Genomic DNA, 19279 nt, shown 5'->3' on the forward strand with positions numbered 1-19279 from the left:
GGCCACTGGCACGCCAGCGTCGATCATCCTCAGCAGCGTGTCACGGTGCTGGTGAAGGTCCTCCGAAAACGACATGGTCGTTGCAACCCCTCAGATCGAGGTGTTGCAACGACCACGTGAACCCGCCAACGTTCCCCGGGGCCTTCTTCATGTCACTGCTTGTCGGGATCGATCACCGGCTCGAACAGCGACCGGGACCGCTCACCCTGCGGCGGCGCGGGCGGTTCGGCAGGCGCCACCGGGGGCGGCGGCTGCTCGGCCGGGGTCACCGGCCGCGGCGGCGCGGGCGGCACCGGCGGCATCTGACGCGGTGGTGCGGGCACCGAGGGCGGCACCGGCTGCGGGTTGCCGGGCCCGCCTGCTGCGGCCAGGTGCTGGAAGTAGGCGGTGTCCCTGGCCTTGAGGTCCTGCGGCGGCAACGGCCGCGGCGGGAACTGCGGCGGCGCCACCCGCTGGGCAGGCCGCGGCGGCCGGGCCGGCCGGTGATCGGCCAGCTCGGTGTCGGTGACGTCCAGCTCCGGCGGCGCGCTCACCTGCGGCGCGGGCGGAGCCGGCGCCGGGACCGGGCGCTGCGCCTGGCGGGGTTCCGGGTCCTCGTCCAGGGCGTTGAGGATCTCGTTCTGCGGGATGCCGTAGGCCGGAGTCTCGGCCTCGAAGAAGAGCGGGCGGTCGTCCTGCTCCGGCTGGGACTCGGATTCGGCGGGCCGGGCTTCGGCGGCGGGCTCGCCGACCGGGGCGAAGAGCGCGGTGGTCGGCTGGTCCGCGCCGCGGGTGACCGGGGCCGGGGGTTCGGGGTGGGAGACGGACCAGGGCTGCTGGTCGTCAGCCTCCAGGTGGGACGGGGCGGGCTCGTCGGCCGGGGGCTGGGCGGACCACTGCTGGGTGGGCGCGGGCTCGGACCGGCGGAAGTCCTCATCAGCGCGCTGGGCCGGCCACTGCTGGGTGGCGGCCGGTTCCGGGCGGCGGGAGTCCTCGGCGCGATCCGCGGACAACTGCTGGGTGGGTGCGGGCTCCGCGTGACGGGAATCGTCGGCGCGATCGACGGACCACGCCTGCGTCGGCGCGGGCTCCGCGCGGCGGGAGTCCTCGACCTGGTCGGCGGACCACTGCTGCGTGGCGGCGGACTCCGCGCGGCGGGAATCCTCGGCGCGCTCGGCCGTCCACGCCTGGGTCGGTGCGGGCTCGGACCGACGGGAGTCCTCCGCGGACCGCTGCGGGGCGGGCTCCGCGCGGCGGGAGGAGGTGTCCTCGTGCCACTGCAGGGCGGGTTCCTCGTCCTCGGCAGGCGGGGCCGACCACTGCTGGGTGGGGGCCGCCGGTTCCGGGCGGCGGGAGTCTTCCGGGCGCGGAGCGGACCACTGCTGCGTTGGCGCGGGTTCGGCGGGCTGGGACCAGGTGGGTTCGCGGCGGCGTTCCCACGGGGCCTCGGCCTGGGTGGTGGGCTCGTCGGCCGGGGTGAAGATCGAGGTGCGGGGTTCCGGGGTGGACACGGGGGTGAACAGGGCGGTCTTGGGCTGCTCCGCCTTGGGCTGGGCAGGCAGGACCGTGGTCTCCTCGCCGGTGGCGATGGGGCGGACCGGCTTCGGAGCGGGGAGGGGCTCGAAGACGATCTCGTCGTCCTCGTCGTGGCGGATCACGGTCGGGGCGACCGGGTCCGGGCGGCGGGTGGCGCGCTCGTCCTCCAGCGCGGCCAGCTCACGGCGGGCCGGGGTGACGAAGAGCACCCAGGTGGCCAGGCCACCGATCACGAATGCGAGCAGGCTCCACAGCCAGACCTGCCCGAACAACGACGACACCGCGACATCCCTCCGGCCTTTTCCACTTTCTTTGGCGCTTTCCGCGCGCAGGTGAAACCTTGCCGAACCCTAACCCGCAGGGCCGTCCGCCGCGTCCGGTTGACGAGGTAGCGGAAGTTGATGTGACGAAGTTACTTGTCGAGCCGACAATGCCGCGGCGTAGGCTCGATCCGTGCCGTCGTCGCCTTCCTCCTCGGCCGGCGCGGCCGGCCTGGCGTGCGGGGCGGGCGCGTACGTGCTCTGGGGTTTCTTCCCTGCCTTCTGGCCCCTGCTGGCACCCGCCGGTCCACTGGAGATCCTGGCACATCGCCTGGTCTGGACCCTGGCGGTGATGGCGTTGGTCACCCTCGTGCTCCGCCGGGGCAAGATCCTCTGGCGGCTCTCCCCCGGCGGCTGGCTGATGGCCGGGACCGGGGCGGTGCTCATCGCGATCAACTGGGGCGTCTACATCTACGGGGTGACCAGCGGGCAGGTGGTGGAAACCTCGCTCGGCTACTTCATCAACCCGCTGGTCTCGGTGCTCTTCGGGGTGCTGGTGTTCAACGAAGGCCTGCGCCGGGCGCAGTGGGCCGCGGTGGCCGTTGGCGGCGCCGCGGTGTGCGTGCTGACCTTCGAGCACGGCAACGTGCCGGTGATCGCGCTGGTGCTGGCCGCCAGCTTCGGCACCTACGGGCTGATCAAGAAGACCTCGAAGCTGGCCGCGGTGGACTCGCTGACCGCGGAAAGCCTGGTGCTGGGCCTGCCCGCGATCGGGTTCCTGCTCTGGCTGGGCGGGCAGGGCACCTTCAGCACCGGGCTCACCGGCCACGACCTGCTGCTGATGGCCTCCGGGCCGATCACCGCGCTGCCCTTGCTGCTGTTCGGGATCGCCGCGCGGCGGGTGTCCATGACCACACTGGGGATCCTGCAGTACCTCGCGCCGATCCTGCAGTTCGCCTGGGGCGTGCTGGTGCTGCACGAGCCGATGTCGCCTGCCCGCTGGGCCGGGTTCGCGCTGGTCTGGGTGGCCGTGATGGTCTTCACCGTGGACGGCGTGCTGGCCGCCCGGCGGGTGCTGCGGAGCCGGGCCGGGCCGGCTCCGCAGGTCATCGCGGGCTCCTGAGCTACTGGGAGCGGGCCACCACGAAGTTCGCCAGTGCGGACAGCGCGGCCCGGGCCGGGCAGTCCGGCAGGTCCACCAGGGCGGCGTGCGCGCGCTCGGAGTACTCGCTGAGGGTCTTGCGCGCCTCTTCCAGGCCCGAGGACGCCCGGAGCAGTTCCAGCGCCTCCTCGACCTCGGTGTCGGTGTCCAGCGGCCGGGACAGCAGCTCACGCAGCCGGGCGCCGGAGACGTGGCCCTCGGCCAGCGCGTAGAGCATCGGCAGCGTGCGCACGCCCTCACGCAGGTCGGTGCCGGGGGTCTTGCCGGACTCCACCGCAGGTGAGGCGATGTCGATGATGTCGTCGGAGATCTGGAAGGCCGCGCCGATCACGTCGCCGTACCGGCACAGCGCCTCGACCTGCTCAGCGGGCACCCCGGCGAACATGCCGCCGAAGCGGCCCGCGGTGGCGATCAGCGAACCGGTCTTCTCGTCGATCACCGACAGGTAGTGCGTGACCGGGTCCGCGCCCTCGGCCGGGCCCACGGTCTCCCGCATCTGCCCGGTGACCAGTTCGGCGAAGGTGTTGGCGATGATCCGGGCCGCGTCCGTGCCCAGATCGGCCACCAGCCTGGAGGCGTGCGCGAACAGGAAGTCGCCGGTGAGGATGGCCACCGAGTTGCTCCAGCGGGCGTTCGCGCTGAGCGCGCCGCGCCGCATCGGGGCCTCGTCCATCACATCGTCGTGGTAGAGCGTGGCCAGGTGGATCAGCTCCACCACGACGGCGGAGGTGAGGACCTCCTTGCGCCCAGGGTCGCCGAAGTGGGCGGCCAGGAGGGCGAAGAGCGGGCGGATTCGTTTTCCGCCCGCCTCCATCAGGTGCAGGGATGCCTCGGTCGCGAAGTCGAGGTCGCTGCGGACCGAGTCCTGCAGCAGCTCCTCGACCGCGGCCAGCCCGGCCAGAACCGTGGCCTCCAGGTCGGGGTCTGCCAGCACGATGCCGGCGCCCCGACCGGCCTGCTCACTCGTCGTCACACTTGCAGCCTACGTAGCACTCAGAAGGCGAACACTCCGAGGTCCGCCCAGTCGAGGGCGAACTGCGGCACGACTCCGAGCAGCAAGGTCACGGTCACACCGAGTGTGATGGCCATGACCGTGAACGCCCCCGGCACGGTGACCGTGGGACCGTCCTCCGCGGGCTCCTGGAAGTACATCAGCACGATGATCCGCAGGTAGAAGAACGCCGCGATCGCGCTGGTGACCAGGCCGACCACGACCAGCGGGGCGGCCCCGTCCTCGATCGCCGCCGCGAACACCACGAACTTGCCGATGAACCCGCTGGTGAGCGGGATGCCGGCCAGTGCGAGCAGCAGGAAGGAGAACACCGCGGCCACCAGTGGCGACCGCTTGGCCAGACCGGCCCACTGGGAGATGTCGGTGGCTTCCCCGTGTGAATCCCGGACCAGGCTGATCACGCCGAAGACCGCCAGCGTGGTGAAGCCGTAGGCCAGCAGGTAGAACATCGTGCCGGACAGGCCCTGCGGGGTGAGCGCGATCGAGCCGACGAGCAGGAAGCCCGCGTGCGCCACCGAGGAGTAGGCGATCATCCGCTTGATGTCGCTCTGCGTGAGACCGAGCACAGCGCCGATGACCATGGACACGATGGCCACCGCCCACAGCACGTACTGCCATTCCCAGCTGCTGGACTTCAGCGCCACCTGGAACACCCGCAGGATCGCGCCGAAGGCCGCCACCTTGGTGCAGGCGGCCATGAACGCGGTCACCGGGGTGGGCGCACCCTGGTAGACGTCCGGACTCCAGGTGTGGAACGGGCCGACCGCGGCCTTGAACAGCAGGCCGACCACCAGCAGGCCGACCCCGGCGAAGAGCAGGGTGTCGGAACGGTCGTTGCCAGCGGCCGCGTTGGCGATCGCGGCCAGGTTGACCGAACCCGCGTAGCCGTAGAGCAGCGCCAGTCCGTAGAGGAAGAAGGCCGAGGCGAACGCGCCCAGCAGGAAGTACTTGACCGCGGCTTCCTGCGAGATCAGCCTGCGACGGCGGGCCAGCGCGCACAGCAGGTACAGCGGGAGGCTGAGCACCTCCAGCGCGATGAACATGGTCAGCAGGTCATTCGCCGCGACGAAGGTCATCATGCCGCCGAGGGCGAACAGCGCCAGCGGGAAGACCTCGGTCTGCATGCCGGTGGTGGCCGCCTGCGCCCGGTCCTGGATGGTGCCGGGGCGGATCGCGGCGTGCGCCACGAAGTAGCCGCCGCGTTCCACCGAGCGGTCCGCGATCAGCAGGATCGAGCCGAAGCCCAGCGCCAGCAGGGTGCCCCACAGGAACAGCGTGGGGTAGTCCACCGCCAGCGCCTTGGCCATCGGCAGCACACCGGTGCCCGCCTCGCCAAGGCCCTTGGTGACCAGCACCGCACCGGCCGCGGCGATCGCGAACAGGCTCAGGAACACCTGTACCGACCAGCGCAGATGCCGAGGCAGCAGCGCCTCGAAGAGCACCGAGACACAGGCCGCGCCGAGGATGATCAGCACCGGCACCATGTGCTCGAGCAGGAAGTCCGGCAGTTCCAGCAGCGGTTGTTGCTGCGGCTGCGCCAGGTGAATCAGGGACACCACGTCACTTGCCTTCCTTCACCAGGTCCTGCTGCCCGGCCTCGGTCATCGTCGCCGTGACGGACGGGTTGATCACGTCGAGCACCGGCTTGGGGTAGACCCCGAGCGCGATGATCAGCACCACCAGCGGAGTCAGCACCGCCAGCTCGCGCTTGGACAGGTCGGCCACCTTGGTCTTGGCCGTCTCCGAGGCGGGATCCACCGCGGAGCCGGGACCACCGGCCAGGCCCACCAGCGCGTTGCCGCGCACCGGGCCCTGCATGACCCGCTGGTAGGCCCACAGCACGTACAGCGCGGCCAGCACCATGCCGACGGTGGCGATGATGGTGAACACCGGCTCCCTCGGGAACGACCCGATCAGCACCAGGAACTCGCTGACGAAGGAGTTGGTGCCGGGCAGGGCCAGCGAGGAGAGCCCGGCGATGAAGAACATGCCGCCGAGCACCGGGGTGAGCTTGGCCATACCGCCGTAGTCGCTGAACAGGCGGGACCCACCACGCGCCATGACCATGCCGACCACCAGGAACAGCATGCCGGTGGAGAGGCCGTGGTTGACCATGTACAGCACCGCGCCAGAGATCGACTGGGTGCTGAAGGCGAAGATGCCCAGCGCGATGAAGCCGAAGTGCGCGATCGAGGTGTAGGTGACGAACCGCTTCATGTCGGTCTGTCCCGCGGCCAGGATCGCGCCGTAGATCACGCCGATCACCGCGAAGGTGAGCACCCAGGGCGCCAGGATCCGGCTGGCGTCGGGGAACATCGACAGGCCGTAGCGCAGGAACCCGAAGGTGCCGACCTTGTCGAGCACGCCGACCAGCAGCACGCCGACGCCCACCGGGGCCTCGCCACCGGCATCGGGCAGCCAGGTGTGCAGCGGCACCAGCGGCGCCTTGATCGCGAAGGCGATCAGGAAGCCGAGGAACAGCCAGATCTGGGTGCCCTGCGGGATGTCCTTGGCGATGCTGACCAGGGTCGCCCAGTCGAAGGTACCCTTGCCCAGCTTGCCGCTGGCCACCACGTACACCCCGATCACCGAGGCCAGCATGACCAGGCCGCCGAAGAGGGAGTACAGGAAGAACTTGACCGCCGCGTACTGCCTGCGCGGTCCGCCGAAGCGGCCGATCAGGAAGTAGGCGGGCACCAGCATCGCCTCGAAGAAGACGTAGAACAGGAACACGTCGGTGGCGGCGAAGACCCCGATCATGAAGGTCTGCATCACCAGCAACAGCGAGAAGAACCCGGCGACCGTGCGGCCCTCGGGCAGCTTCTCCTCCCAGGAGGCGCCGATCACGATCGGCACCAGCACCGCGATCAGCGCGATCATCACCAGCGCGATGCCGTCCACGCCGAGGGCGAAGCGCACCCCGAAGGCCGGGATCCAGTCCACCCCGAAGGCGAGCTGGATCCGGTCGCCGCCGGGGGTGAACCCGGCCCAGGCCACCGCGGCGAGCACCAGCTCGGCCAGGGCGAACCCGAGCGCGGTCAGCTTCGCCGCGCGGTCGTTGCCACGCAGGAACGCCACCACCAGGCCGCCGAGAAGCGGCAGCAGCAGAAGTGCGAGCAGCACGAGGCCGTTCATCCCGCCAACCTCACCATCAGCAGGGCGGCGATCAGCAGAACCGAACCGCCCAGCATGCTCAGCGCGTAGGAGCGCACGAAACCGGTCTGGAGCCGGCGGACCCGGCTGGAGACGCCCTGGAGCAGCACGGCCGTGCCGTTGACCACCCCGTCGACGCCCTTTTTGTCGAAGAAGAGCAGGAACCTGGTGAGCAGGAAGCCCGGGTTCGCGATGAGCCCCTCGTTGATCGCGTTGGCGTAAAGGTCCTTGCGCGCGGCCCGCACCGGGAAGGAGACCTTCTCCGGGCGTTCCACCGGGACCGGCTTGCGGCCGAAGATCAGCCAGGCGGTGAGCGCGCCGAGCGCGGCCAGTGCCACGGTGAGGATCGGCACCAGCGAGTGCGGCAGCACGCCGTGCTCGGACTCGACCAGCTTGCCCAGCGAGGGCTCCAGCCATTCCGCGAGCCGGTGGCCCTGGCTGAAGAAGAAGCCCGCCCCGACCGAACCGACCGCCAGCACGATCATCGGCACCGTCATGCTGGCCGGGGACTCGTGCGGGTGGTAGTCGCGACCGTCGGCCGACTTGAGCTTCTGCCAGCGCTTCTCACCGAAGAAGACCAGCAGCATCAACCGGGTCATGTAGAACGCGGTCAGCCCGGCGCCCAGCAGGGCCGCGCCGCCGAAGACCCAGCCGCGCCAGCCGCCCTGGCCCAGCGCCGCCTCGATGATGGCGTCCTTGGAGTAGAAGCCGGACAGCAGCGGGAAGCCGATCAGGGCCAGGTAGCCAAGGCCCCAGGTGACGAAGGTGACCGGCATGTGCCTGGCCAGGCCGCCCATCCGGCGGATGTTGCCCTCGTCGTTCATCCCGTGCATCACCGAACCGGCCCCGAGGAAGAGCCCGGCCTTGAAGAAGCCGTGGGTGAGCAGGTGCATGATGCCGATCGCGTACCCGGCCGGGCCGAGGCCGACGGCCAGGATCATGTAACCGATCTGGCTGACCGTGGAGTAGGCCAGCACCTTCTTGAAGTCGTCGTAGGCGCAACCGATGATGCACCCGATCACCAGCGTGATGGCGCCGATGATGACCACGACCAGGCGGCCGTCCTCGGTCAGGTTGTAGATCGGGTTGGACCGGGCCACCAGGTAGACACCGGCGGTGACCATGGTCGCGGCGTGGATGAGCGCGGAGACCGGGGTCGGGCCCTCCATCGCGTCCGGCAACCAGGCCTGCAGCGGGAACTGGCCGGACTTGCCGCAGGCGCCCAGCAGGAGCAGCACCGCGATCGCGGTGACCACACCAGGGGACAGCTCGCCCGCGCGGGCGAAGACCTCGGTGTACTGGGTGGTGCCCAGGTCCCGGAACATCAGGAAGATGGCCAGCGCCAGGCCGACGTCGCCGACCCGGTTCATCAGGAAGGCCTTCTTCGCCGCGGTGGCCGCGGCCGGCTTGTGCTGCCAGAAGGCGATCAGCAGGTAGGAGGCCAGACCGACGCCCTCCCAGCCCAGGTACAGCGTCACGAAGCTGTTGCCCAGCACCAGGACCAGCATCGCCGCGACGAAGAGGTTCAGGTAGGCGAAGAACTTCCGCCGGTCCGCGTCATGGCTCATGTAGCCGATCGAGTAGATGTGGATCAGCGAGCCCACACCGGTGATCAGCAGCACGAAGGTCATCGACAGCGGGTCGATGCGCAGGCCGAACTCGACCTTGAGCGCGGCCACGTTGAACCACTCGAACACCGGCAGGTCGGCGACTCGCGAGCCCGCGTCCTTGCCGATGGTCTGCACGAACAGCACCGCGCCGTAGACGAAGGACAGGATCGCCACCGCCGAGCCGAGCAGGTGACCCCACCCGTTGACGCGCTTCCCGCCGACCAGCAGCACGGTGGCGCCGATCAGCGGGAGCAGGATCAGCAGCCAGGCGTACTGGGCCGCGCCGGTAGCCTCCACCACCTCGGCGGCGGCCATTACATTTCCCTTCACCGTCTGCACCTCAGTACTTGAGCAGGTTGGCGTCGTCGACCGAGGCCGAGCGGCGGGTGCGGAAGATCGACATGATGATCGCGAGTCCGACGACCACCTCGGCCGCCGCGACGACCATCACGAAGAAGGCCATCACCTGGCCGTCCAGCGCGCCGTTGATCCGGGAGAAGGTCACCAGGGTCAGGTTCACCGCGTTGAGCATCAGCTCGATGCACATGAACACGACGATGGCGTTCCGCCGGACCAGCACGCCCACCGCGCCGATGGAGAACAGCAGCGCGGACAGCAGCAGATAGTAGGTGGGGGTCATGCCTTCCCCTCCTCAGCACCGGGCTTGGTGTCGTCCTTGTCGGACTGCCCGGTGAGCGCGTGCGCGTCCGGCTGGGCGCCGGTGCCCGCGACCTCGGTGATGTCGTCGGCGAGGCGCTCACGCGAGGTGGCCTCGATGATCTTGGACAGCGATTCCGGCGCGACCGAACCGTCCGGCAGCAGTGCCGGGGTGGCCACCGAGTTGGCGGTGGCGAACACACCGGGACCGGGCAGCGGCGAGGGGCGGTCGTGCTCGCCGCGCAGGCGGGCGCCGACCAGCTCGCGCTGGCTGCGCTTGGTGGAGTGTTCCTTGTCCACGAAGGCCAGCAGCATCGCGCCGAGCGCGGCGGTGATCAGCAGCGCCGAGGTCAGCTCGAAGGCGAAGACGTAGTCGGTGAACAGCTTCTGCCCAATGCCGACCACGTTGCCGGGGCCGCCCTCGCCGTTGACCTTGCTCAGGCCGACCGAGGGCACCGAGGTCAGCGCGCGGGCCAGCGCGGAGACGATCAGCGCGGCGAAGCCGAGGCCGAGGAAGGTGGCCGCGAGCCGTTGCCCGCGCAGCACCTCCACCACCGAGTCCGAACTGTCCCTGCCGACCAGCATCAGCACGAACAGGAACAGCATCATGATCGCGCCGGTGTAGACGATGATCTGCACCACGCCCAGGAACGGCGCCTGCTGCGCGATGTAGAGCACGCCGAGGCTGAGCATGGTCAGCACCAGGAACAGCGCCGAATGCACGGCGTTGCGGGCGAAGAGCATGCCCAGCGCGCCGGCCAGGGCGACCGGCCCGAGCACCCAGAACAGGATCTGCTCACCGAGGAACATGGTGTCCGGCGCCGCCGGCGGGGCCTGGGCGAGGAAGGCGATGACGGAACTCAACGCACGGCCCCCTCGGCGGGCTTCTCGGCGGGCTTCTCGCCGCGAGCCAACTGGGGCCCGTTGACGTAGTAGTCCTGCTCGTTCTCACCAAGGCGCATCGGGTGCGGCGGCTGCTCCATGCCTTCCAGCAGCGGCGCCATCAGCTGTTCCTTGGTGTAGATCAGGTTCTGCCGGTTGTCGTCGGCCAGCTCGAACTCGTTCGTCATGGTCAGCGAACGGGTCGGGCAGGCCTCGATGCAGAGACCGCAGCCGATGCAGCGCAGGTAGTTGATCTGGTAGATCGCCCCAAAGCGCTCGCCCGGCGAGAAGCGGGCCTCCTCGGTGTTGTCACCGCCCTCGACGAAGATCGCGTCCGCCGGACAGGCCCAGGCGCACAGCTCGCAGCCGACGCACTTCTCCAGGCCGTCCGGGTGCCGGTTGAGCTGGTGGCGACCGTGGTACCGCGGCGCGGTGACCTTCATGACCTCGGGATATTCCTCGGTGACGACCTTCCGGAACATGGTCGAGAAGGTGACGCCGAAGCCCTTGATGGGATCAAACAGTCCCATCGCCAGCCTCCTTTCCGCCTTCGGTGCCGATCGCGGCCGGCGTGGAACTCTGCTGCGCGGCGGCCACGGGGGTCCGGCGCTTGGGGGGCTTGGGCACCGCGAGGTCCAGCGGCGGGATCGGGTAGCCGCTGCCGGCCACCTGGATCCGTTCCTCCGGCACCTCGCGCTCCGGGATCAGGAAGACCAGCAGGATCAGCACTGCCAGGCCGGCCCCACCGAAGATCAGGTACTGGGTGGTCGAGATGTCCGGGGTGGTGTTGATGTACTTCACCACGGTGACCGCGACGAACCAGACCAGCGCGCTGGGGACCAGCACCTTCCAGCCCAGCTGCATGAACTGGTCGTAGCGCAGCCGGGGCAGGGTGGCGCGCAGCCACACGAAGAAGAACAGGAACGCCAGCATCTTGCCGAGGAACCACAGCACCGGCCACCAGCCGGTGTTGAGGAACCCGTCGCCGATGAGGTGCAGCCCGAACGGCGCCTGCCAGCCACCGAGGAACAACGTGGTGGCCAGCGCCGAGACGGTGGCCATGTTGATGTACTCGGCGAGGAAGAACATGGCGAACTTCAGCGAGGTCGAGTACTCGGTGTGGAAGCCACCGACCAGCTCCGACTCGGCCTCTGGCAGGTCGAACGGGGCCCGGTTGGTCTCACCGACCATGGAGATCACGTAGATCACGAAGCTGGGCAGCAGGGTGATCACGAACCAGACGCCGTGGGACTGCGCGGCCACGATGTCGGCGGTGGACAGCGATCCGGCGAACAGGATCACCGAGACGATGGACAGGCCCATCGCGATCTCGTAGGAGATCACCTGCGCGGCCGAGCGCAGCGAGCCGAGCAGCGGGTACGGCGAGCCGGAGGCCCAGCCGGAGAGCACGATGCCGTAGACGCCGACCGAGGCGCAGGCCAGCACCACCAGGATGCCCACCGGCACGTCCGCGATCTGCAGCGCGGTCTCGTAGCCGAACATCTCGACCTTCGGCCCGAACGGGATCACCGAGAAGGCCAGGAAGGCGGGCACCGCGGACAGGATCGGGGCCAGGAAGTAGACCCACTTGTCCGCCATTACCGGCCGGATGTCCTCCTTGAAGGCCATCTTCAGCGCGTCGGCCAGGGACTGCAGCATGCCGAAGGGGCCTGCCCGGTTGGGGCCGGGCCGCTGCTGCATGAACCCGACCACCCGGCGCTCGCCCCAGACCAGGCCGATCACCAGGACGACCAGGAAGATGAAGACGGCGAGCACCTTGATCAGGCTCAGCCACCACGGATCGTCGGCGAGCAGCCGTCCGACTTCGCCCGGGTTCATGCGTTTCCTCCGTCGGTGACGGTGACGAGAGCGCCGTGACCGGCGCCAAGGGTGCGGCGCACGGTGGCGGTGCCCGAGTTGCCGGGCAGCCACACGACCTGCTCGGGCAGATCGGCCAGTTCCAGCGGCAGCGTGATCGAACCGGTTTCGGTGGCCACGCTGACCGGGGCGCCCTCGGTCAGGCCGAGCTTGTCCGCGGTGGCCGGGGCCAGCCGGGCCACCACCGGACGGGCGGTGCCCGCCAGCGCGGGTTCGCCGTCCTGCAGCGAGGAGTTGCCCAGCATCTGGGTCCAGCTCGCCAGCACCAGGTGACCGTTGCCCAGCACCGGGGCGCCGGGGTCGGCGGCCGGGGTGAACACCGGGCGGGCGCCGCGGTGCGTGCCCAGCCGGGCCAGGTCCGCGGCCGCGGCGGCCGGGGTCTGGGTGAACAGGTCGGAGTCCATCTCGATCGCCAGGGTGTCCAGCACCCGGCAGTCCGGGACCACGCCGGCCACGTCCAGCGCCGCCTTGAACTCGCGGCGGCGGCCCTCCCAGTTGAGGTAGCTGCCCGCGCGCTCGACCGAGGCGGCCACCGGCAGCACCACATCGGCGTGCTCGGTCACCGCGGAGTGCCGAAGCTCAAGGGAGACAACAAATCCGGCTGCCTTGACGCCGGCCAGCGCGGCGGCCGGGTCACCGAAGTCACCCGGGTCGACGCCACCGACGAGCAGCGCGTCCAGCGCACCGTCGGCCGCGGCGGCGAGGATGCCCGCCGCGTCCCGGCCCGCGGTCGCGGGCAGCGAACCCGCGTCCACGCCCCAGGCCAGCTCGATCTCGGCGCGGGCGTCCGCGTCGGTGACCGGGCGGCCGCCGGGCAGCAGGGTGGGCAGCGCACCGGCCTCGACCGCGCCGCGCTCACCGGCGCGACGGGGGATCCAGGCCAGCGTGGCGCCGGTGGCGGTGGCCAGCTCGACCGCGGCCGAGATCAGGCCGGGCACCTCGACCGCGCGGGCGCCGAGCAGCAGCACCGCGCCCTTGTTGCGCAGCGAGGTGTCCGCGTCGGCGGGCAGCGAGCGCAGCGCGGCGGGTTCGCCGCCGGGCACGGCGGGGATCAGCGTGCCGAAGGTCTTGCGCACCGCGGGGGTCGTGTACTGGCCGAGGTGGAAGACCTTGGTCCGGCCCGTGCGCGCCGCCTTGCGCAGGCGCAGGAACAGGATCCCGGCTTCCTCCTCGGGCTCCAGGCCGACGCAGAGCACCGTGGGCGCGGCCTCGACCACGCTGTAGGTGACCCCGGTCTCCGGGGTGACACCCACGATCGAGGAGGACAGCAGCGCCAGTTCCTCATCGGAGTGCGGCCGGGACCGGAAGTCGATGTCGTTGGTGCGCGCGGCGACCCTGGCGAACTTGCTGTAGGCGTAGGCGTCCTCGACGGTCAGCCTGCCGCCGGGCAGCACGCCGACGCCCTTGCCGTCCCTGGCCTTGGCCAGGCCGTCGGCCGCCACCCGCAGCGCCTCGGTCCAGGACGCCTCGACCAGCTCGCCGCTCTCATCGCGGACGAGCGGGCGGCGGATCCGGTCGGGCAGGGTCGGGTAGACGAAGGCGAAGCGACCCTTGTCGCACAGCCATTCCTCGTTGACCTCGGGGTCGTCCCCGGCCAGCCGGCGCATGACCTTGCCGCGCCGGGTGTCCACCCTGGTCGCGCAGCCACCGGCGCAGTGCTCGCACACGCCGGGGGTGGAGACCAGGTCGAACGGCCGGGAGCGGAACCGGTAGGCCGCGCTGGTGAGCGCGCCGACCGGGCAGATCTGGATGGTGTTGCCGGAGAAGTAGCTCTGGAACGGCTTGCCCTCGGCGATGCCGATCTGCTGCTGCGCGCCGCGTTCGAGCAGTTCGATGAACGGGTCGCCGGCGATCTGGTCGGAGAAGCGGGTGCAGCGCTGGCAGAGCACGCAGCGCTCGCGGTCCAGCAGCACCTGGGTGGAGATCGGGATCGGCTTGGGGAAGGTGCGCTTGGTCTCGACGAAGCGGGACTCGGTGCGACCGTGCTTGAGCGCCTGGTTCTGCAGCGGGCACTCGCCGCCCTTGTCGCAGATCGGGCAGTCCAGCGGGTGGTTGATGAGCAGCAGCTCCATCACGCCCTGCTGGGCCTTGTCGGCCACCGGCGAGGTGTGCTGGGTGCGGACCACCATGCCGTCGGCCACCGTGAGCGTGCAGGAGGCCTGCGGCTTCGGCATCGGTCGGCCGCCCATCTCCACGTCCACCAGGCACTGGCGGCAGGCGCCTGCCGGCTCCAGCAGCGGGTGGTCGCAGAAGCGCGGCACCACGATGCCCAGCCGTTCGGCGGCGCGGATGACCAGCTCGCCCTTGGGCGCGATGACCTCGCGCTCGTCGATGGTGAGCCGGACGTGCCCGGCTGGCACCGGGGTGGTCTCGGAGTTCTTCTCGGGTGCGACGGTCATGTCAGTGCGCTCCTGCTCCGGCCAGTGCGGCCTGCGCGTTGCCTGCGTTGCTCGCACACAGTTCGAGGAACTCGTGCCGGAAGTACTTGATGGCGCTGGTGATCGGGCTGGTCGCGCCGTCACCAAGGGCACAGAAGGACCGGCCGAGGATGTTGTCGCAGATGTCCAGCAGGGTCTCCACGTCGGCGGGGGTGCCCTCGCCGCGGACCATCCGCTGCAGGATCTGCACCAGCCAGTAGGTGCCCTCCCGGCAGGGGGTGCACTTGCCGCAGGACTCGTGCTTGTAGAACTCGGTCCACTTCATCACGGCCCAGGGCACGGACACGGTCTCGTTGAAGATCTGCAGCGCCTTGGTGCCCAGCATCGAACCGGCCTCGGCCGCGCCCTCGAAGTCCAGCGGCACATCGAGGTGCTCGGTGGTGAACAGCGGGGTGGAGGAACCACCCGGCGTCCAGAACTTCAGCGGGATGCCGTCCTTCATGCCACCGGCCAGCTCCAGCAGCTCGCGCAGCGTGGTGCCCATCGGCGCCTCGTACTGGCCGGGGTTGGTGACGTGCCCGGACAGCGAGTAGATGGTCGGCCCTGGAGAACGCTCGCGGCCCATCTCGCGGAACCAGCCGGAGCCGCCGTTGACGATGTAGGGAACCGAAGCGATGGTCTCGACGTTGTTCACCACGGTGGGCGAGGCGTACAGACCCGCGGTGGCCGGGAAGGGCGGCTTGAGCCGGGGCTGGCCGCGCTTGCCCTCCAGCGAGTCCAGCAGGGCGGTCTCCTCACCGCAGATGTACGCGCCCGCGCCCGCGTGCACCACGATGTCGAGGTCGAACCCGCTGCCCAGGATGTTCTTGCCGAGGTACCCGGCGGCGTAGGCCTCCTGCACCGCGGCGTTGAGCCTGCGGATGCAGTGCAGGACCTCGCCGCGCACGTAGATCGCGCAGAAGTTGGCCCGGATCGCGTAGGAGGTGATGATGCAGCCCTCGATCAGCGAGTGCGGATCGGCCATCATCAGCGGGATGTCCTTGCAGGTGCCCGGTTCGCCCTCATCGGCGTTGATCACCAGGTAGTGCGGCTTGCCATCGCCCTGCGGGATGAAGCCCCACTTGAGGCCGGTGGGGAAGCCGGCGCCACCGCGACCGCGGAGACCGGAGTCCTTGCACAGCTGGATGAGCTGGTCCGGGTGCGCGGTGAGCGACTTGCGGAGGGCGGTGTAGCCCTCCAGCTGCTCGTAGGTGCGCAGCGTCCAGGATGTCGGCGAGAGCCAGCGCTTGGTGAGCACCGGCGTCAACGGCTCGGGCATGCCACCCTCACTTCTTCTCTGGGACGGCAGGCAGCGGGACGTCCTCCGGCATGACCGGAGCGGTCCAGCCGCGCTCGTGGGCGATCTTGGCTCCGCGCAGGGTCTCCACCGCGGCCGACGGGCCTGCCACGTCGGGCTCGCGGCCCTCGAAGAACCCGGCGAGCTGGAGTTCGGCCTGCTTGAAGTCGGTCAGCGGGGCGCCGCGGGTGGGGTTGGGCTTCTCCCCGCGCTGCAACGCCTTGACGAGTTCCAGTGCCGTTTCGGGCGTCTGGTTGTCGTAGAACTCGTAGTTGACCTGGAGCACCGGGCCGAGGTCGCAGGCGGCCAGGCATTCGGCGTGCTCGATGGTGACCGAGCCGGGAGTGCCGGGTTCACCGGCGGTCTCCTCGTGGCCGACGCCGAGGTGCTCGCGCAGCTTGCCGTAGATCGCGTCGCCGCCAAGGGCCGCGCACAGGGTGTTGGTGCACACACTCACCAGGTGCTCGCCGCAGGGCTTGCGCTTGTACATGGTGTAGAAGGTCGCGACCGCGCTGACCTCGGCCTTGGCCAGGTCGAGCTGCTCGGCGCAGAAGGCGATGCCAGCCTGGCTGACGAAGCCCTCCACCGACTGCACCAGGTGCAGCATGGGCAGCAGCGCGGACCGGCTCTGCGGGTAGCGCGCCACGATCTGCTGAGCCTTGTCAACGATGTCCGCGAACAGCGAGGTATCAGCACTGTCCACTTCGGACACTCGTTCCGGGGTTGTCGTCATCGGTCCACACCACCCATCACCGGGTCGATCGAGGCCACCGCGGCGATCACGTCGGCGACCAGGCTGCCCTCGCTCATCGCGGGCATCGACTGCAGGTTCACGAAGCTGGGTTCGCGCACGTGCACGCGCAGCGGGCGGGTGCCGCCGTCGGAGACCAGGTGGTAGCCCAGTTCGCCGCGCGGGGACTCCACCGGCACGTACACCTGCCCGGCTGGCACGTCGAAGCCTTCGGTCACCAGCTTGAAGTGGTGGATGAGGGATTCCATCGACTGGCCCATGATCTTGCGCACGTGTTCGAGGGAGTTGCCCATGCCGTCGGAGCCGATGGTCAGCTGCGCGGGCCAGGCGATCTTGCCGTCCGCGACCATCACCGGGCCGGGCTCCAGCTTCGCCAGGCACTGCTTGACGATCTTGAGCGACTGATGGATCTCCTCCACCCGCAGCAGGTAGCGGGCGAAGCAGTCGGCCTCGGTGGCGGTGGGGACCTCGAAGTCGTATTCCTCGTAGCCGCAGTAGGGCTCGACCTTGCGCAGGTCCCATGGCAGCCCGGCCGAGCGCAGGATCGGCCCGGTGATGCCCAGCTGCATGCAGCCGTCCAGGGGCAGGTAGCCGACGCCTTCGAGGCGGCGGCGCCAGATCGGCTGGCCGGTGAGCAGCTTGTCGTACTGGGGCAGCCGGGAGTCCATCACCTTGAGGAAGTCGGTGATCTTCTCGTGGTAGTCATCCGGCAGGTCCTGGGACAGCCCGCCTGGCCGGATGAACGCGTGGTTCATCCGCAGGCCGGTGAGGTGTTCCAGCAGGTGCAGGACTTCCTCGCGCTCGCGGAAGCCCGCGGTCATCGCGGTCAGCGCACCCAGTTCCATGCCGCCGGTGGCCAGCGCGACCAGGTGCGAGCTGACCCGGTTGAGTTCCATCAGCAGCACGCGGATGGTCTGCGCGCGCCGGGGCGCCTCGACGCCGAGCAGCTTCTCGATGGCCAGGCAGTAGGCGGTCTCGTTGTGCAGCGGGGCCAGGTAGTCCATCCGGGTCACGAAGGTGACGCCCTGGGTCCAGTTGCGGTACTCGACGTTCTTCTCGATGCCGGTGTGCAGGTAGCCGATCACCGAGCGGGCCTGGGTGACGGTCTCGCCCTCCAGTTCCAGCACCAGGCGGAGCACGCCGTGGGTGGAGGGGTGCTGCGGACCCAGGTTGATGACGATGCGCTCGTCGTGGGTGGCGTCTTCGAGCACCTCGTCCCAGTCACCGCCGCTGACGGTGTAGACCGGGCCTTCGGTGGTGAGACGGCTGTCCGCGGCGTACGGATCGTTTGCACCGGCCTTGGTGTCGGCGCTGTCGCTGCCTGCGGGGCTGGTGTCGGTGCCGTCGGTGACGTCGGCGAGACGTTCGTGGCTCATGAGTAAGACCGCCTCTGGTCCGGCGGAGGAATTTCCGCGCCCTTGTACTCGACCGGGATCCCGCCGAGCGGGTAGTCCTTGCGCTGGGGGTGGCCGTCCCAGTCGTCCGGCATGAGGATCCGGGTCAGCGCGGGGTGGCCGTCGTAGACGATGCCGAACATGTCCCAGGCCTCGCGCTCCTGCCAGTCCGCGGTCGGGTAGACCTCGACCACGCTGGGCAGGTGCGGGTCCTCGATGTCCATCGCCACTTCGAGCCGGATCCGGCGGCGGTAGGTCATCGAGGTCAGGTGGTAGACCGAGTGCAGCCGCTGTGGCACGTCCACGCCGTAGTCCACGCCCGAGACCGAGCTGCACAGCTCGAAGCGCAGCGCCTGGTCGTCGCGGAGCAGCCTGCACAGTTCGAGCAGGTGCTCGCGGCGGATGTAGAAGGTGATCTCGCCGCGGTCGACGGTGATCTGCTGCACCGCGTCGGCCGGGATGCCCTTCTCCGCCATGGCCATGGACAGCTCGTCGACGAACTCGTCGAACCAGCCGCCGTAGGGCCGCTCGCTGGGCGCGGGCGCGTAGGCGGGCAGGACGAGACCACCGAAACCGGAGGTGTCGCCCGAGCCGCTGACGTTGAACATGCCCTTGCGGTTCTTGCCGGCCACGACACCGCCTGCGGCCAGGTGCTCCTCGTGCTCGGCCTGGGTCATGTCCGCCGAGCTGTGGGCGCTGCCCTTGGGCTCGGGAAGATTCGCGTCAGTCACTGCCGATCACTTCTTCTTGGCGTACCGGACGGAGGACGGGATCATCTCGGTGCGCGCGCCGCTGGCGGCACGCAGCGCGGCCCGTTTGGGCCCGAGCGGCTCGTCCATGATCTTGGCGTGGATCTTCAGGATCGCGTCCAGCAGCATCTCCGGCCGCGGCGGACAGCCCGGCAGGTACATGTCCACCGGCACGATGTGGTCGACGCCCTGGACCACGGCGTAGTTGTTGAACATGCCGCCGGAGGAGGCGCACACGCCCATCGCCAGCACCCAGCGCGGTTCGGGCATCTGGTCGTAGATCTGGCGCAGCACCGGCGCCATCTTGTTGGTGACCCGGCCCGCGACGATCATCAGGTCGGCCTGGCGCGGGGAGGCGCGGAAGGCCTCCATGCCGAAGCGGCCGAGGTCGTAGCGCGGGGCGCCGGTGGTCATCATCTCGATCGCGCAGCAGGCCAGGCCGAAGGTGGCGGGCCACAGTGAGGACTTGCGCGACCAGTTGACCAGTTTCTCCACGCTGGCCAACAGGATTCCGTTGGGCAGCTTCTCCTCAAGACCCATGA

Annotated in this window: 16 protein-coding genes; 1 reads left to right on the top strand and 15 read right to left on the bottom strand. The window is 69.8% G+C overall.

The features are described 5' to 3' along the window. Positions 1 to 152: 152 nt before the first annotated feature. Complete coding sequence (locus ACTOWY_RS08885) at positions 153 to 1796, bottom strand: hypothetical protein (RefSeq protein WP_441309135.1); 1644 nt, start codon at positions 1794 to 1796, stop codon at positions 153 to 155. A gap of 172 nt (positions 1797 to 1968) precedes the next feature. Here ACTOWY_RS08885 and rarD point away from each other — a divergent pair, with 172 nt between their 5' ends. Beyond that, positions 1969 to 2898, top strand: a complete 930-nt coding sequence (gene rarD / locus ACTOWY_RS08890) for an EamA family transporter RarD (protein WP_441309136.1) — start codon at positions 1969 to 1971, stop codon at positions 2896 to 2898. Between the two features lies 1 nt (position 2899). On the opposite strand, the gene ACTOWY_RS08895 is transcribed toward rarD, so the two are convergent. The 14 genes from ACTOWY_RS08895 to ACTOWY_RS08960 all read right to left on the bottom strand — a co-directional run bounded on the left by ACTOWY_RS08895 (position 2900) and on the right by ACTOWY_RS08960 (position 19277). After that, the gene (locus ACTOWY_RS08895) at positions 2900 to 3910 is read right to left on the bottom strand and encodes a polyprenyl synthetase family protein (protein ID WP_441309137.1); all 1011 of its coding nucleotides are present in this window, start codon (positions 3908 to 3910) and stop codon (positions 2900 to 2902) included. A 20-nt stretch (positions 3911 to 3930) separates the two neighbouring features. After that, entirely contained in the window at positions 3931 to 5433 is a 1503-nt protein-coding gene (gene nuoN, locus ACTOWY_RS08900; protein ID WP_441309524.1) for an NADH-quinone oxidoreductase subunit NuoN, read from the bottom strand. A 76-nt stretch (positions 5434 to 5509) separates the two neighbouring features. After that, positions 5510 to 7084 carry an NADH-quinone oxidoreductase subunit M gene (locus ACTOWY_RS08905; protein WP_247755510.1) on the bottom strand — a complete coding sequence of 525 codons (1575 nt, stop codon included), beginning with the start codon at positions 7082 to 7084 and terminating at the stop codon, positions 5510 to 5512. Continuing rightward, a complete protein-coding gene (gene nuoL, locus ACTOWY_RS08910; protein ID WP_441309525.1) occupies positions 7081 to 9027 on the bottom strand; it encodes an NADH-quinone oxidoreductase subunit L in 1947 nt (648 codons plus the stop codon). Before nuoL ends, ACTOWY_RS08905 begins: the two co-directional genes overlap by 4 nt. Positions 9028 to 9052: 25 nt before the next feature. Beyond that, on the bottom strand, positions 9053 to 9352 hold the full coding sequence (gene nuoK / locus ACTOWY_RS08915) for an NADH-quinone oxidoreductase subunit NuoK (RefSeq protein ID WP_185000548.1): 300 nt from the start codon (positions 9350 to 9352) through the stop codon (positions 9053 to 9055). Further along, complete coding sequence (locus ACTOWY_RS08920; protein ID WP_441309526.1) at positions 9349 to 10179, bottom strand: NADH-quinone oxidoreductase subunit J; 831 nt, start codon at positions 10177 to 10179, stop codon at positions 9349 to 9351. The genes nuoK and ACTOWY_RS08920 overlap by 4 nt, the downstream gene beginning before the upstream one ends. A gap of 50 nt (positions 10180 to 10229) precedes the next feature. After that, a complete protein-coding gene (gene nuoI / locus ACTOWY_RS08925; protein ID WP_441309138.1) occupies positions 10230 to 10781 on the bottom strand; it encodes an NADH-quinone oxidoreductase subunit NuoI in 552 nt (183 codons plus the stop codon). Further along, positions 10768 to 12090: an NADH-quinone oxidoreductase subunit NuoH gene (nuoH, locus tag ACTOWY_RS08930; RefSeq protein WP_441309139.1), complete on the bottom strand. Its 1323-nt coding sequence runs from the start codon at positions 12088 to 12090 to the stop codon at positions 10768 to 10770. Before nuoH ends, nuoI begins: the two co-directional genes overlap by 14 nt. Next, entirely contained in the window at positions 12087 to 14528 is a 2442-nt protein-coding gene (locus ACTOWY_RS08935; protein ID WP_441309140.1) for an NADH-quinone oxidoreductase subunit G, read from the bottom strand. The genes nuoH and ACTOWY_RS08935 overlap by 4 nt, the downstream gene beginning before the upstream one ends. A 1-nt stretch (position 14529) precedes the next feature. Then, positions 14530 to 15825, bottom strand: coding sequence for an NADH-quinone oxidoreductase subunit NuoF (gene nuoF, locus ACTOWY_RS08940; RefSeq protein WP_247755506.1), 1296 nt, complete (start codon positions 15823 to 15825; stop codon positions 14530 to 14532). A 7-nt stretch (positions 15826 to 15832) separates the two neighbouring features. After that, positions 15833 to 16576 (bottom strand): NADH-quinone oxidoreductase subunit NuoE, encoded by a 744-nt coding sequence (gene nuoE / locus ACTOWY_RS08945; RefSeq protein ID WP_441309141.1) that lies wholly within the window; start codon positions 16574 to 16576, stop codon positions 15833 to 15835. Beyond that, positions 16573 to 17970 (bottom strand): NADH-quinone oxidoreductase subunit D, encoded by a 1398-nt coding sequence (locus tag ACTOWY_RS08950; RefSeq protein WP_441309142.1) that lies wholly within the window; start codon positions 17968 to 17970, stop codon positions 16573 to 16575. The genes nuoE and ACTOWY_RS08950 overlap by 4 nt, the downstream gene beginning before the upstream one ends. Continuing rightward, positions 17967 to 18665 carry an NADH-quinone oxidoreductase subunit C gene (locus tag ACTOWY_RS08955; RefSeq protein WP_441309527.1) on the bottom strand — a complete coding sequence of 233 codons (699 nt, stop codon included), beginning with the start codon at positions 18663 to 18665 and terminating at the stop codon, positions 17967 to 17969. Before ACTOWY_RS08955 ends, ACTOWY_RS08950 begins: the two co-directional genes overlap by 4 nt. Before the next feature lie 60 nt (positions 18666 to 18725). Beyond that, complete coding sequence (locus tag ACTOWY_RS08960) at positions 18726 to 19277, bottom strand: NuoB/complex I 20 kDa subunit family protein (protein ID WP_185000556.1); 552 nt, start codon at positions 19275 to 19277, stop codon at positions 18726 to 18728. Between the last annotated feature and the right edge of the window lie 2 nt (positions 19278 to 19279).

The sequence above is a fragment of the Crossiella sp. CA198 genome, assembly GCF_052078295.1.
In the GTDB taxonomy this organism is placed as follows: Bacteria; Actinomycetota; Actinomycetes; order Mycobacteriales; family Pseudonocardiaceae; genus Crossiella.

Excerpts from the sequence above, each read along its gene's own strand:
- nuoN (WP_441309524.1), bottom strand. The coding sequence starts at position 5,433 with ATGGTGCCGGTGCTGATCATCCTCGGCGCGGCCTGTGTCTCGGTGCTC.
- ACTOWY_RS08905 (WP_247755510.1), bottom strand. The coding sequence starts at position 7,084 with ATGAACGGCCTCGTGCTGCTCGCACTTCTGCTGCTGCCGCTTCTCGGC.
- nuoL (WP_441309525.1), bottom strand. The coding sequence starts at position 9,027 with ATGGCCGCCGCCGAGGTGGTGGAGGCTACCGGCGCGGCCCAGTACGCC.
- nuoK (WP_185000548.1), bottom strand. The coding sequence starts at position 9,352 with ATGACCCCCACCTACTATCTGCTGCTGTCCGCGCTGCTGTTCTCCATC.
- ACTOWY_RS08920 (WP_441309526.1), bottom strand. The coding sequence starts at position 10,179 with ATGTTCCTCGGTGAGCAGATCCTGTTCTGGGTGCTCGGGCCGGTCGCC.
- nuoI (WP_441309138.1), bottom strand. The coding sequence starts at position 10,781 with ATGGGACTGTTTGATCCCATCAAGGGCTTCGGCGTCACCTTCTCGACC.
- nuoH (WP_441309139.1), bottom strand. The coding sequence starts at position 12,090 with ATGAACCCGGGCGAAGTCGGACGGCTGCTCGCCGACGATCCGTGGTGG.
- ACTOWY_RS08935 (WP_441309140.1), bottom strand. The coding sequence starts at position 14,528 with ATGACCGTCGCACCCGAGAAGAACTCCGAGACCACCCCGGTGCCAGCC.
- nuoF (WP_247755506.1), bottom strand. The coding sequence starts at position 15,825 with ATGCCCGAGCCGTTGACGCCGGTGCTCACCAAGCGCTGGCTCTCGCCG.
- nuoE (WP_441309141.1), bottom strand. The coding sequence starts at position 16,576 with ATGACGACAACCCCGGAACGAGTGTCCGAAGTGGACAGTGCTGATACC.
- ACTOWY_RS08950 (WP_441309142.1), bottom strand. The coding sequence starts at position 17,970 with ATGAGCCACGAACGTCTCGCCGACGTCACCGACGGCACCGACACCAGC.
- ACTOWY_RS08955 (WP_441309527.1), bottom strand. The coding sequence starts at position 18,665 with ATGACCCAGGCCGAGCACGAGGAGCACCTGGCCGCAGGCGGTGTCGTG.
- ACTOWY_RS08960 (WP_185000556.1), bottom strand. The coding sequence starts at position 19,277 with ATGGGTCTTGAGGAGAAGCTGCCCAACGGAATCCTGTTGGCCAGCGTG.